At 57.9% G+C, this 12,942-nt stretch carries 12 protein-coding genes and 1 pseudogene; 9 read left to right on the top strand and 4 right to left on the bottom strand.

The genetic code is table 11. The annotated features are described in order from the left end of the window. Positions 1-74: 74 nt before the first annotated feature. Positions 75-2,357 (top strand): glucosylglycerol-phosphate synthase, encoded by a 2,283-nt coding sequence (ggpS, locus tag RM530_RS08615; RefSeq protein WP_311364817.1) that lies wholly within the window; start codon positions 75-77, stop codon positions 2,355-2,357. A 14-nt stretch (positions 2,358-2,371) separates the two neighbouring features. Continuing rightward, positions 2,372-2,857, top strand: a complete 486-nt coding sequence (locus RM530_RS08610; protein WP_311364816.1) for a glutathione peroxidase — start codon at positions 2,372-2,374, stop codon at positions 2,855-2,857. Positions 2,858-2,881: 24 nt separating this feature from the next. On the opposite strand, the gene tgt is transcribed toward RM530_RS08610, so the two are convergent. The 3 genes from tgt to RM530_RS08595 all read right to left on the bottom strand — a co-directional run bounded on the left by tgt (position 2,882) and on the right by RM530_RS08595 (position 5,625). Then, complete coding sequence (gene tgt, locus RM530_RS08605; RefSeq protein ID WP_311364815.1) at positions 2,882-4,006, bottom strand: tRNA guanosine(34) transglycosylase Tgt; 1,125 nt, start codon at positions 4,004-4,006, stop codon at positions 2,882-2,884. 38 nt (positions 4,007-4,044) lie between these two features. Next, positions 4,045-5,055, bottom strand: coding sequence for an integron integrase (locus tag RM530_RS08600; protein WP_311364913.1), 1,011 nt, complete (start codon positions 5,053-5,055; stop codon positions 4,045-4,047). Between the two features lie 78 nt (positions 5,056-5,133). Beyond that, complete coding sequence (locus tag RM530_RS08595) at positions 5,134-5,625, bottom strand: DNA N-6-adenine-methyltransferase (RefSeq protein ID WP_349256204.1); 492 nt, start codon at positions 5,623-5,625, stop codon at positions 5,134-5,136. Positions 5,626-5,743: 118 nt separating this feature from the next. Between RM530_RS08595 and RM530_RS08590 the strand changes: the two genes are divergently transcribed. From RM530_RS08590 to RM530_RS18970, 6 genes are all read left to right on the top strand, one after another. Continuing rightward, entirely contained in the window at positions 5,744-6,046 is a 303-nt protein-coding gene (locus RM530_RS08590) for a putative quinol monooxygenase (RefSeq protein ID WP_008927334.1), read from the top strand. Between the two features lie 1,286 nt (positions 6,047-7,332). Beyond that, complete coding sequence (locus RM530_RS08585) at positions 7,333-7,944, top strand: hypothetical protein (protein ID WP_311364813.1); 612 nt, start codon at positions 7,333-7,335, stop codon at positions 7,942-7,944. Positions 7,945-7,977: 33 nt separating this feature from the next. After that, the gene (locus tag RM530_RS08580) at positions 7,978-8,511 is read left to right on the top strand and encodes a hypothetical protein (protein ID WP_311364812.1); all 534 of its coding nucleotides are present in this window, start codon (positions 7,978-7,980) and stop codon (positions 8,509-8,511) included. A 55-nt stretch (positions 8,512-8,566) separates the two neighbouring features. Next, positions 8,567-9,925, top strand: coding sequence for an SEL1-like repeat protein (locus RM530_RS08575; protein WP_311364811.1), 1,359 nt, complete (start codon positions 8,567-8,569; stop codon positions 9,923-9,925). A 582-nt stretch (positions 9,926-10,507) separates the two neighbouring features. Then, positions 10,508-10,663: a hypothetical protein gene (locus tag RM530_RS18975; RefSeq protein ID WP_311364810.1), complete on the top strand. Its 156-nt coding sequence runs from the start codon at positions 10,508-10,510 to the stop codon at positions 10,661-10,663. Between the two features lie 371 nt (positions 10,664-11,034). Next, a complete protein-coding gene (locus RM530_RS18970) occupies positions 11,035-11,214 on the top strand; it encodes a hypothetical protein (RefSeq protein WP_311364809.1) in 180 nt (59 codons plus the stop codon). A 242-nt stretch (positions 11,215-11,456) separates the two neighbouring features. Here the strand turns inward: RM530_RS18970 and cypR are convergent, their stop codons facing one another. Beyond that, a complete protein-coding gene (gene cypR / locus RM530_RS08560) occupies positions 11,457-12,506 on the bottom strand; it encodes a transcriptional regulator CypR (protein WP_311364808.1) in 1,050 nt (349 codons plus the stop codon). 128 nt (positions 12,507-12,634) lie between these two features. Here cypR and RM530_RS08555 point away from each other — a divergent pair. Further along, positions 12,635-12,841 (top strand): annotated as a pseudogene (locus tag RM530_RS08555) (IS1380 family transposase); the annotation flags it as partial. Between the last annotated feature and the right edge of the window lie 101 nt (positions 12,842-12,942).

Raw genomic sequence — 12,942 nt, 5'->3', positions numbered from 1 at the left:
TACTGATCGACGCATTTCCGCTCTATCGCGCTCCCGCTTCCGGCGGACGCGCAGACAACCGAGGGAGCCCGCGCATGCTGCTCGCCACCGATCTCGATGGCACTTTTCTCGCAGGCGACACCGAAGAGCGCCACCAGCTCTACCAGTTAATCGCCCGCCACCCCGACATCCAGCTTGTATTCGTCACCGGCCGCGGCCTGGAAACCGTGCTGCCGCTGCTGTCCGACCCGTCCATTCCGCAGCCGGACTACATCATTTGCGACGTCGGCGCGACGGTCTGCGACGGTCATACGCGGCAAGCCGTGCAACCGCTGCAATCCCAGATCGAAGGCCGCTGGCCGGGCGAGCAGGCCGTGGCCGCCGCCATGGAACGCTTTCCGGAGCTGGAGCGCCAGGCCACACCGCAGGAACGCCGGTGTTCGTATTTCTGCCGTGCTGGTGACGTGACCGAGGAGGTCCACCGCGTCGCGGCCGAATTGGATTGCGAGGTCCTGTTCTCGGCCAACACCTACCTCGACATCCTGCCGAAAGGTGTCAACAAGGGATCCACGCTCAAGGCCTTCATCGACAGCCAGAAGATCGACACCGAACAGGTGCTCGTGGCCGGAGACACGATCAATGACCTGTCGCTGTTTTCGTTCGGCTTCAAGGGCGTCTGCGTCGGCAACTCCGAACCCGCACTGCTGGAACAGACCAAGGGACTGGCGCGCGTGCTGCACGCGCACCGCACCGGCTGCGGCGGCATTCTCGAGGCGCTGGCGCATTTCGGCTTCCTGGGCCCGGAGGGCGTGGCCGCGCTCGGAACGCCGGACTACAAGCCCGGCAAGTCGGACATGGTCATCGTCTACCACCGGCTCCCCTACGAGGAAACCGTGGTCAAGGGCACGGTCAAACGCCAACGGCATCAGTCGCCGAACGGCATCCTGCCCACGCTGCTGAGCTTCTTCGAAAAGGACGCCAAGGGTAACGCCCAGCACGGTGCCTGGATCGCCTGGTCGGTGAAAGATCCCAAGATCAAGAATTTCGAAACTCACACCACGGTCGATGTGGATCGCTATCCCAACCTGATTGCGTCACGCGTTGCGCTGACCAAATCGGACGTGGACATCTTCTACAAGAGCTTCTCCAAGGAAGCCTTCTGGCCGCTGCTGCACACGTTCTGGGAACGCGCGCGTTTCCGCGAAGATCATTGGCAGGTATATCTCAAGGTCAACCAGAAGTTTGCGGAAGCCGCCGCGGCCGAAGCCGCGGAAAACGCCATCATCTGGATTCACGATTACAACCTGTGGATGGTGCCGGCGTTTCTGCGTGAAATGCGCCCGGACGTGCGCATCGCCTTCTTCCACCACACCTATTTCCCGTCCGCCGACATCTTCAACGTGGTGCCGTGGCGGCGCGCGATCGTCGGCAGCCTGCTGCAGTGCGACTACGTGGGTTTTCATATTCCACGTCAGGTGGAGAATTTCGTAGACGTTGTCCGCGGCGTCATGCCGATCCGGGTGCTCGAACGTCAAAGCTGCGCACCGCGCTTCCTGACCTACGGTTGCGCGATGGGTCTGGACGAAGTCACCAGCGTCATCGAGTCCAATGGCCGGCGCGTGCATATCGGCGCCAATCCGGTGGGCGTGAACATCGAACGGATCAACGAAATCCTCAGGTCCGACAAGACCCAGGCGCAGATGGCGGAATTGCGCACCCAGCTCAAGGGTCTGCGCCTGATCCTGTCCGTGGAACGCCTGGACTACACCAAGGGCATTCTGGAAAAGATGCAGGCCTACGAGCGCCTGCTCGCGGAAAACCCGGAACTGCATCGCAAGATCACGCTGATCTCGATCTGCGTACCGGCCGCCCGCGAGATGACGATCTATCGCAGCCTGCAGACCCAGATCGAGCAAGTGGTGGGCCGCATCAACGGCCGCTTCGCCCAGGTCGGCTGGCAGCCGGTGCAGTTCTTCTTCCGCAGCTTCCCGTTCGAGGAAGTGGTGGCGTACTACGCGATGGCGGATGTCATGTGGATCACGCCGCTGCGCGACGGCCTGAACCTGGTCGCCAAGGAATTCGCCGCCGCACAGGGCATCACCTCGGGACGCGGTGTGCTGGTGCTGTCCGAGTTTGCCGGCGCCGCCGCCGAACTCAAGGGCGCCCTGCTGACCAACCCGCACGATCACAACGACCTGGTCAGCTCGATCTACCTGGGCATCACCATGGGGCGCGCCGAATCCGAAGACCGTCTGCGTACCATGTACGACATCGTGCGTTACAACGACATTCGCCATTGGAGCCGCGAGTTCCTCGAAGCCGTGGAGCAGGCCTCCACCAAACCATCGTCCGCCGCACAGCCGAACGAAGCCGCCTGAACCGAAGGAATGCCATGAGCATCTACGACATCGAAGCGGCAAGCATTGACGGGCAGCCGCAGACTCTGGGCGACTACCGCGGGCAGGTTCTACTGATCGTCAACACGGCCAGCAAGTGCGGCTTCACGCCGCAGTACAAGGGACTGGAGGCGCTGCACCGAAAATACAAGGATCGGAAATTCTCGATCCTGGGTTTCCCCTGCGACCAGTTCGGCCACCAGGAACCCGGCGACGAAAACGAGATCAAGAACTTCTGCTCCCTGACCTACGATGTAAGCTTTCCGATGTTCGCCAAGATCAAGGTCAACGGCGACGACGCGCACCCACTCTACAAATTGCTCAAGTCCGAAAAGCCCGGCGTACTGGGCTCCGAACGGATCAAATGGAACTTCACCAAGTTCCTGGTCGGGCCGGAGGGCCAGGTGATCCGGCGCTACGCACCGACCGACAAGCCTTCCTCCATCGAAAAGGATGTGGCCGCACTGCTGGACACGATCTGAGGCTGTACGGGGCTTGTTGCCGGATCAGTCTTGCGAAGCTGCGTTCTTGGCACGCCCTTCGTCAGAGGCCAGAAAATTTGCCATGAAGCGCGGATAGTCGTCGGCATCGATAGCTGCCCGAATTCGGGCCATCACGTTCTGGTAGTAGCGCAGATTGTGGATCGTGTTCAGTCGCGGCCCGAGAATCTCGTTGCACTTGTCCAGGTGATAGAGATAGGCCTTGGAGTAGTTGCGGCAGGTGTAGCAGTCGCAGAGCGGGTCCAGAGGCGTTTCATCATCGCGATAACGGCTGTTGCGCAGCCGGACTACGCCCTGACTCGTGAACAGATGGCCATTGCGCGCGTTGCGCGTGGGCATCACGCAATCGAGCATGTCCACGCCACGCGCCACGCTTTGCACCAGATCGCGTGGCGTTCCCACGCCCATGAGGTAGTGCGGATAGGCCGGCGGCAGATGCGGCGCCAGATGGTCCAACACATGCAGGCGCTCCGGCTCCGGTTCCCCCACCGATAGGCCGCCGATGGCATATCCATCGAAGCCGACCTGCATCAGACGATCCAGCGATTCGGCTCGCAAGCCCTCGTGCATTCCGCCCTGAACGATGCCGAACAGGGCATTGTCACTACCGTTGTGGGCACTCTTGCAGCGTGCCGCCCACCGCGCCGACAGCTCCATGGATGCCCTTGCCTGCTCCAACGTCGCCGGATACGGCGTGCACTCGTCGAACTGCATCACGATGTCCGAGTTCAGGGCATGTTGAACCTCGATCGAACGCTCGGGCGTCAGCAGAATCCGGTCGCCGTTGATGGGCGACTGAAAGCGCACGCCCTCTTCGCTGATCTTGCGCAGTTCCGCCAGCGACCAGACCTGGAATCCGCCGGAATCGGTAAGGATCGGTCCGGGCCAATTCATGAACCCGTGCAGGCCACCGAAGCGCCGCATCAGCTCCGGCCCTGGGCGCAGCATCAAATGGAAGGTATTGCCCAGAATGATCTGGGCGCCGATGTCGCGCAGTTCCTCCGGCGTCACCGACTTGACCGTGCCGTAAGTGCCGACCGGCATGAACACCGGCGTTTCGACAACGCCATGGTTAAGGCGCAGGCGACCACGTCGCGCCCCGGCGGACGTCTTGAGAAGTTCGAATTGCATGGCGGAATTGTCCGCGAGAACGGCGGCGACCGCTACAGCTACAGCGCATCCAACGGGCTGCGCACGCCGCGCCCACCGCGATTGAGCACATGCGTATAGATCATCGTAGTGCTCACGTTCTGGTGACCCAACAACTCCTGCACCGTCCGAATGTCATATCCACTTTCCAATAAATGCGTGGCAAAAGAATGGCGGAGCACATGCGGCGACACCGGCTTGGAGATCCCCGCCCGCACCGCCGCCTGCTTCACCTCCCTTTGCACCGTCTGTTCGGAGACGTGATGGCGGCGCTGGGCGCCTGTTCGTGGATCTTTCGATAACCCGGACGCGGCAAATACGTACTGCCAGGCCCATTCACGCCCCGCATTCGGATACTTTCGATCGAGCGCATCCGGCAGCCAAACGTCCACCCGCCCCGCTTTCAGGTCCCGCTCAAACATTTGGTGCCGCACCAACAGCCGCACGCGCATCGGTTCGATAAGCACTTGCGGCAGCACGGTCACTCGATCCTTGGCGCCCTTGCCGTCACGCACCGTCACCTGCGACATTGCGAGGTCTACATCCTTGACGCGCAGACGCACCGCCTCCATCAGACGCATGCCGGTTCCGTACAGCAAACGCGCGATCAGGCCAGGAACATCATCCGAAGTCTGAGCCAGCAATCGTTCCACCTCTGACCGACTCAAGACCACTGGCAAACGCTGCGGCTTCTTAGCGCGCGTGACGTCGCTCATCCAGGGCAGATCCACATCGAGAACGTCGCGATACAGAAAGAGCACCGAAGCGAGCGCCAGATTCTGGGTATTTGCCGCCACGTTCAAATCCACCGCCAGATGGCTCAGAAATGCCTCCACCTCCACCGCGCCCATATCCGCCGGGTGCCGCTTGCCGTGAAACACGATGAAGCGTTTAATCCAGTGGACATAGGTTTCCTCCGTTCGCAAGCTGTAGTGCTTGGCGCGTATACGGTGGCGGACCTGATCCAAGAGCTTGGGAGGCCTTGAATCCGATGCGGTTATGCTTTGAACAGACGTACTTTCTGATGACATATCCATTCTCATCAGTTACTTACAAAAATTCTGTACAGATTATACGTCTGATTGGCAGATTAGGCGTCATCCTGACATCTAATAAGCGTTAGAACACACCAGCGTCATGCCAAGGCCGCACGTCCGTAGCACTGCGGCGTTGTCGTGTCCGTAAGCAATCAGCGCAATCGGCGCGCCACTGTTGAATGGCGCTCGCCGGCCATCCACGTAGTGAAAGTGGGGCCGTCCACGCAGGAAGCACACGGCATCGGCTACGCCCCACACCGTTTCGTAGAACATTGCGGTTTCAGTGCGCGCCGGCACCAATGCAATCGCGTCGCCATGCTCGGCGCATCGCCGCAGCCATTTCACGGCCTCGCGGCCGAACGGCGGGTTGCACCACACGCGGCCCGTCCACGCCTGCGCCAGTCCGTCGTCGGTCTCGGTGTAATGTCGCTCAGCGGTAGGCCAAGGACGCCCCACTGGGGCGCAAGGGTCCAAGTCGAAGCGGCCAAGTGCGCGCAGGATCTCGGGCGGCGTCAGCCACTCGTCGTTCTTCATCTTCGCGCTTTGGTGTGCACTCAAGCCCATTGTTCTAACCATCGCTTCCAGGGCCGACGGCGCTACGCGCCGCGCCCTGAAGCTGTTCGTTAGACTTGCAAGAGAACATCGCGCATCGTGATGTCGTTTTAACAACAGGAGACATGCCATGGTCAAAGTAGCCTTGTTCGTTCGCCTTGAAGCGAAACCCGGAAAAGAGAAAGAGGTTGAGAACTTCCTTGTGAGTGGCCTTCCCATCGTCAATGAGGAGCCTGACACCACTGCGTGGTTTGGCATTCGCCTTGGACCAAGCACTTTCGGAATCTTTGATGCTTTCCCGGATGAAGCGGGTCGGCAGGCCCATCTCTCCGGCAAGGTCGCAGCCGCGTTGATGGCAAAGGCAGGTGAGTTGTTCTCCGAGCCCCCGTCCATCGAAAACGTTGATGTACTTGCGGCAAAGCTACCTAGCTAGCAAGCCTAACAATTCGTTCAAGCCGACGCCGCTTCGCGGCGCGGCTTAACTCAGGCGTTAGGTAGAAGGGGGCTTTATGTATAAGTTTTTCTGGTTGATCGGTGGGTGCATAGTTCTTATTGGTTGTGCCAGCAATCCAGGCGGCTACAAGTCGGAAGGTGCCGTCGAACAGAGGTTGACGGGCATGTCCGAAGCTCAAGTTGCGACGAAGCTCGGTGCGCCAACACAAAGAGTCAGCCTTTCAAACGGCGGCGAGTCATGGACATACCGTGATACCGCGGGAGGCCTGAGAGGAGGTGACTGTACCGTTGGGTTAGTTATAAAAAACGGAATTGTTCAGAGCGCCTCCGTGACAGCGAGAGATCGCTCGTTTCTGTCATTTCCTCTCGGGTCCTGCCAAAACCTTCTCGGTAATCTTGATTGAACCTAACAAAAAGCTGCAGTTGACCGCCTACGGCGCTGGCGCGCCTTCGGTGGCAACTGAGCTTGGGCGTTGGGCCTCAAAAGCGCGAGAACAGCATCCCTGCATGCCTCGGCCTCTACGGCGTTCATTCCGTGTGGCGCGTATCCGTGCGCCAGGGAGTAATACGTTCGTTCGTGGGAACGCGCGCGTTCCGACAGCACATCTACGGCATCCTTCAGAGCGCGTTCCCGGATTTGCCCTGCATGGCCTGCCGGGTCATCCAGCAGCCTATCTAGCCACAGCAAATGCTCCGCTGCCTTGCGCATGGCGTGCGCTGCAGAGTAGTTCGCGTGCTCTGCATGTCTGAGCAGTCGCCCAACAATGCGCTCCAGTGCGACCGTCACTCCGCTGCGCTCCGTTCCGGCGCCTGAGCTTTGGCGTTGGGCCTCAAAAGCGAAAAGCTGATTTATTGAGCAATAGAGTCCTCTCGGAGCACAATCTCAGCCATGATCCAAAACAGGTTTTCTCCGGCCCTTCATCACGCAAGGCTTGCGGGTTCGTCAACGCCTCGCCTTCGGCCTGCCTTGCTGCGCTCCGTCGAAACCTCATCTCCCGTCTCAGCGCCGCGTCATTCCAAGCCTTGCCGCGCAATTCCCGCGTCAGTGGCAGCCATGAAATGTCGGATTCCATTCAAGGCTTCGGTAGCGGGCGGCAAAGTCGCCGGGCTCGGCGTCATGGAGGCTCATCTTCGCCAGGGAACCTCGTGGCCCAACCAGGCGCTGCAGCCGACCTGCATTCCGTGGCTTCGCCACTCCATGCAGGCGGCTGAGCTTGGGCGTTGGGCCTCAGACCGATCGAAGTCCGAGGGTGAGAGAGGCCGCAAGTGACCGATGATTCTGTTGCGAAAGCTTACGAGCAGACGCCGTTGCTCGCCTTTTCCTGGGGCACCTGCTTGCAGTTGCAGATCCTAAGAGAGACGGCAGCAGAAATACGCTCTCTAATCGTGGCAGGCGTGAAACCTGACGGCCCGTGGGACGGAAACTCGCTTTCGAGAGCTCAAGGGCATTTCTGGCTTTGGGTACTGGGCGCGTATGAGGTGCTCCGCACAATGGCGCAGGCATCGTCATGCTTCACGCCAGAGCTTCACGCTCGCATCACAGTAGAGAAGCGCCATTTCAATCAGATTCGGATTCCATTTGCCAAGCAAGAGCGAGCCGGCGCCAAAAAGGGCGATGCAACATCGACGTGGCGAGAGGTTTTCTCTCTTGGATACAAGCCCGACGGCGACATCATCTTCTCCGTCGGCGGAACCGAGTTCTGCGCCAAGGACCTCATGGAGCGGTTCGAGCTGTTTATCAAGAGCATCAAGCGTCAGGAGGTGCTGCAAAGTCATGAGCAGTTCTTTCAAATACAAGGCGCGAGTGCGGCCCAACAACACGCTGCAGCCGACGTCCATGCCTCCGCGGCTTCGCCGCTCCGGCAGGGCCGCGGCTGAGCGTGAGCGTTGGGCGTCATTGGAGGCGTTTGCGTGAACCAACCCGATAAGGAGCCAACAGCCCTTCGCTATCTTGAACATGCGACAGCTGCGAATGAAGCGGCGAAGATGATACTGAGACTTGACGAACGGTGCGCTACCGCGGTGGAGGCAAAAATATCCATTGGCCTGTCGTTGCAAGCGGCCGAACTTGCCGGAAAGGGGATGCTACGAGCGCTCGGAACACCGGCCGCTGATATTCGCCGGAACCACAGAAACCAAAACCTATTGGAGTTGCTTTCGGCGGTAGAGGCCCGCTTGGAGGCTCACGAAAATGGAGCCGTGCGTTTGTATGGGCGATTCATGGATTGGCGCCCAATTATTGATGGTCGAGAGTTTCGCCAGACTGTTCGAGAGTATTTTGCAGATCACTTTGCGAGAGGAAAAAATGCATTCCCCAGAAACTACTTCTATCCGGACATGGAGACTTTTGCGGGACCAGTGCCGATTCAGGCGATTTACATAATGGTACAGAAGATCATTGAATGCGCCGATAACGTAGCGGCGGCAAATCCATCGGGACGTTAGAAACTTGGAGCGAGGGATTTCGTTTCATTGAACGTGATTTAGATGAGGTAGAGAAATGACAGGAATTCTGTCGATGTTTGGCCTCGATGAGCGCCAGCGATTGCGAAAGCGCGCCGATCGAGGTGATGCTGGTGCGGCATTTCAACTCGCGCTGCTTCTGCTCGAGAAGAGCCGCAAACATTACCGCGCACTTTCGGATGAGGAGCGCGATGATGTTAAAAAGCTCCTAGAGCAATCTGCCAGTGCAGGGATGGTCGATGCTGCGTTTGAACTTGGCAAGGAATTTCGCGAGTACAAGTGGCTACGTCATGCCGCAAGGAGTGGGCACTTGGAAGCTTCTGTTCAGTTAGCGGGCAATGCGAAATGGTTGGCTGAATTTGACGATTCTGAGAAGGACGAGGTATTTCGGCTTGCTGCCGCAGCACGTGAAGCTGGCCACAAGCGTGCGGCAGATGTGCTTCAAGAGTTGTACATATCGGAGTTCGGCTGTACTTTCGACCCAAGCATGTATTTTGATTGCTTAACAAACGCAGAGCGTAAGAGCCGATTGATAAAGATTCGGCTGGCGTGGTGCAACACATTTGGAATTGGCACCAAAGAATCTCCGAAAACGGCAGACCAATTATTTCGGGAGCTACACGATGATTTGCGTTTCGAACCAATGTCCAAACGAGATACGGAAGAACGCGATCTGTGGCTTTATCCACATGACCACAACCTGTTGGGATACGGCCCAGATTTTGCGGTCGCCAACGTGGCTAAATATATGGCGAAGTGTATGGGAGGGTTGTCTGATTTTATGGTTAAGTTGGAGAAGGACGATCCTGCTGCGAAATTCCTTCTGTATCTCGCACTTCATCATGCCCAGGTACCTTCGCTTCACTTTGATAAGCAAGAGCTCTTAAACGCCGCTGCGAAGAAGAAGTTTGCCCCTGCACTGTTTGCACTGGCGAGCACGCTTCCTTTCAACGACCCTAAGCGTAAAAAGTTAATGGCGGATGCCGGCCATAAGGGATATTTGCCGGCTCAAATGAAATTGGCGCAAAGCTCAAAAGAGAAATTTGAAAAAGCTGCATGGAAGACGGTGATTTTTGCGCAAGAAAGCTTCTATGGCTTTCGTCCAGACATTGAACGACAACTTCTTGATGCCGAGATGGAAGATTTCGCGCTTCGGGGAATTGGCTACTCGAGCCGTGAGTCATCGAATATTGTTTTACAACCGTCGGAAGGGGTGCCCGGCGAGGCTATTGAAGAGTTCTATGAGGTGCTGCTGTCGATCTACGCCAAGTATGTTAAGCCGTTTAAGCCGGTATCGACGCGTGAAATGCGAAGTGCCGTGTATAACGTAATCGGCTACGACGATTCCGTTTTGGAGGGCCGTCCGCCAAGGCCCCGGCTGCCGGAACTCCCATAAGCCGGTGCAGATGACGCCCAACAATGCGTTGCAAGGGACGTTTGACCCGCCGCGCACCCTTGCTGTCGCAAGGCCGCACGTCGCATCAAACGCCCCTGAACGCAGGCGTTGGGCCATAACAATAGGGAGGTGAGAGATGAGAGGGCTCTTTGTATTTGTGGCTATGGCGCTTGCCCCATTTGAAACGATGGGCGCTGATTCAGCGTCTTCGCGGGTGAACGTAAACGTCTACCAACAGTGCGCCGATGACTCCGTTGGGCAACGGCTAGCGTTCAAGATAAAAGAAGGCCTAAACAAATCCACTTCCATGGCCGCAGTTGATGGCTACAATGAGGCAGCAATCCATATCGGCCTAGTCTGCGTGAGTCCTGACCCTCAAGATCGAGGGTCGTTCTCAAGATATTCCTATCAAATAACCGTAACCAATTTCGAAGGTTTTTACGATTTCGCACTCACGTTCGGAGTTGGCACGTGCGGTACGCAGCGCGTAGCTGAATGCGCGGACGGAATCGTCGCCGCCGCAGACGTCGGGGTCAGGTCTTGTTCCTTGCCAAATTTCTTTGGCTTCGCTACGTTCCCCGCATGGCCCGCCCTCTGCGTATCGAATTCCCCGGCGCGATCCATCATGTGATGGCGCGCGGCAATGCCCGTCAAGCAATCTTCCTCAATGACGAAGATCGCGACGCCTACGAGAGCGGACACCGACAACTTCCGCAGATCGGTGCGCACTTCGGGTAGCACTACTCGACTACTCGACGGTAAACCGGATCGCGCGAGGTGTGGATCGGCGGGCTGCGTCAAGACGCAAGACCTGACCCCGACCTCCGTGACCCCGACCTCCGTGGGTATCGAAACCCGGCGCACTGGCTGGGGCTGATAACTCCCCGCCAGCAGGGATTGGCGGATCGCAGGCCATTGCGCTCGGGTATGGTCGGCAAAGTCCTCGACGGGCATACCGTCGATGCCGGGGGCTCCCCGGTTGGATTTCACCCGCTTCCACGCCTTGGCGACGTTGGCGGTTGCGACGACCGCTTCCATCGTCACTTCGTGGACGTCGGGGTCAGGTCTTGTTTCTTGCCAAATTTCTTTGGCTTCGCTACGTTCCCCGCATGGCCCGTCCTCTACGCATCGAATTCCCCGGCGCGATCCATCATGTGATGGCGCGCGGCAATGCCCGTCAAGCAATCTTCCTCAATGACGAAGATCGCGACGCCTACGAGAGCGGACACCGACAACTTCCGCAGATCGGTGCGCACTTCGGTTTGCACTACTCGACTACTCGACGGTAAGCCGGGTCGCGCGAGGTGTGGATCGGCGGGCTGCGTCAAGGCGCAAGACCTGACCCCGACCTCCATTTGACCCCGACCTCCATTTACGGCCGACCTTGACGCTCAACAGCAGCTCGAGAAACTGGGCCTTGTCTTCCACCCGAAACGACATAGAGCCCTGAATCTCTCAAAGAGATTTTCGCTTCAGATTCATTCCATCAGCTTCCCTCCCTTCCAAGCTTGGCCTGGCGCAATATCTCCCATTATTGCTGAGACTGCTTACGATACTCATCCGGCGTCAGCCCAAACCAGCGTTTGAATGCCCGACGAAAATTGGAACCGTCGTGGTAATTAAGCAGGGCAGCAATCGCATCGACCGATATCTCGCTTTTCAGAAGATAACTGCTGGCCTGTTGAGATAGCATTTCGTCACGAATTCTCCGGAAATTGCTGCCTTCCAGGCTAAGCCGTCGCGCCAATGTACGCTTGCTGATAAACAGCATGGCCGCCGCCTCGTCCTCGCTGAGCACACCGGGTGGGTGCGATAGCATCATTTTCTGAATTTGCTGGGTGCAACTGCCGGTTCTGGACGGCAATTGGTCCAGCATGGATTGGCACTGCTGCAAGGCCAGCGAATAGTTCTCATGGTTCGCCGAGGCGTTGGGGACTTGGCAGAGCGCGGCGGGTATTTTCAGCGCCAACTGTGGTGCTGAAAATTCAATCGTGCCGGGAAGGAATTCAGAATAGTAGCGGCTGTACCCAGGCTCGGCATGGGGAAAAAGAATATACGCATCTTCTACAGGATGACCAACGATGAACTCCGCGCACTGAAGAAGCACAGACGCAACGACTTCCGCCAACAGCCGCTGTACATCCTCGTCGAGCGTCACATCAAAATAACCGCTGCATTCCCAATATTCCTTGTTACGCTTCAAATTGAAATGGAAAAAATCGATACGTGTAGGCAGGTAGGTCTGGAAGGCTTTTAGCGCCACGAGCAGGTTGGGACTGCTGTTCACCATAAAGCCCAAGGCGCCGTGTGTAGTGGGCGTCAAGCGCTGCCCAAAACGCAAACCGAACATCTCATCATCAGTGAGGCGCAGGACATTTTGTAGAATCTGAATCTGCTGGGTCGATGTGAGCAGAGTGGCCTCCCGCATCAACTGATCGGCTGAAATTCCCGTTGCGTTCAGTAATTTCGGCAGCTCACGCGCCTGCAGGCCGAGCGCCCGCGCAACAAGACGCGAGTAGTTGGCGGGAATACAAGCGGTTCCCGAAGCAATGGGTGGTGTGACGTGGTGCCTGCTGGTCATCAAACTTCCCGCTTTGGGTGAATGGTCATATGGTAACCCTGAATCCGTGGGCCGCTCCCTACGGGTTAAGCATAACGCATTGAATGTGTTGTAAAATATCGACCATCACTCATTCGCCCTATTTGCCCATGCCCCGCTTTGAAGTTCGTCAGTCGTCGCGTCTGGATTTGACCTCCCATGCGGGGCTGGCGCTGCTCGGTCAGTGCTTTGAGGCGGCGCTGGTGGAGCCCTTGGTGGACGCGCGGATTCCCGTGTCTCAGGGCATGAAGGCCTCGGTTCTGGTGAAGTCGACGGCGGCACTGCTGGCGCTGGGCAAGAGTGACTTCGAGGCATTGTCATCGTCACAAATCCCTTCCCAGATCGCCCGGCTCTTGTGCAGTTGTATGAGGTAGAAAAGGGATAGCCGACCGACGCAAGTCCTTGTAAAACGAAGGTT

The sequence above is a fragment of the Banduia mediterranea genome, from assembly GCF_031846245.1.
GTDB classification, from domain to species: Bacteria; Pseudomonadota; Gammaproteobacteria; order Nevskiales; family Nevskiaceae; genus Banduia; species Banduia mediterranea.
The sequence above is the reverse complement of the archived record's forward strand: the minus strand, read 5'-3'. Positions and strand labels throughout refer to the sequence as shown.

What these genes read in the sequence shown, in the direction of transcription:
- ggpS (WP_311364817.1), top strand. Translation starts at nt 75, where the DNA reads ATGCTGCTCGCCACCGATCTCGATGGCACTTTTCTCGCAGGCGACACC.
- RM530_RS08595 (WP_349256204.1), bottom strand. Translation starts at nt 5,625, where the DNA reads ATGGGCTTGAGTGCACACCAAAGCGCGAAGATGAAGAACGACGAGTGG.
- RM530_RS18970 (WP_311364809.1), top strand. Translation starts at nt 11,035, where the DNA reads ATGGCCCGTCCTCTACGCATCGAATTCCCCGGCGCGATCCATCATGTG.
- RM530_RS08575 (WP_311364811.1), top strand. Translation starts at nt 8,567, where the DNA reads ATGACAGGAATTCTGTCGATGTTTGGCCTCGATGAGCGCCAGCGATTG.
- RM530_RS08610 (WP_311364816.1), top strand. Translation starts at nt 2,372, where the DNA reads ATGAGCATCTACGACATCGAAGCGGCAAGCATTGACGGGCAGCCGCAG.
- cypR (WP_311364808.1), bottom strand. Translation starts at nt 12,506, where the DNA reads ATGACCAGCAGGCACCACGTCACACCACCCATTGCTTCGGGAACCGCT.
- RM530_RS18975 (WP_311364810.1), top strand. Translation starts at nt 10,508, where the DNA reads ATGGCCCGCCCTCTGCGTATCGAATTCCCCGGCGCGATCCATCATGTG.
- RM530_RS08590 (WP_008927334.1), top strand. Translation starts at nt 5,744, where the DNA reads ATGGTCAAAGTAGCCTTGTTCGTTCGCCTTGAAGCGAAACCCGGAAAA.
- RM530_RS08600 (WP_311364913.1), bottom strand. Translation starts at nt 5,055, where the DNA reads ATGTCATCAGAAAGTACGTCTGTTCAAAGCATAACCGCATCGGATTCA.
- tgt (WP_311364815.1), bottom strand. Translation starts at nt 4,006, where the DNA reads ATGCAATTCGAACTTCTCAAGACGTCCGCCGGGGCGCGACGTGGTCGC.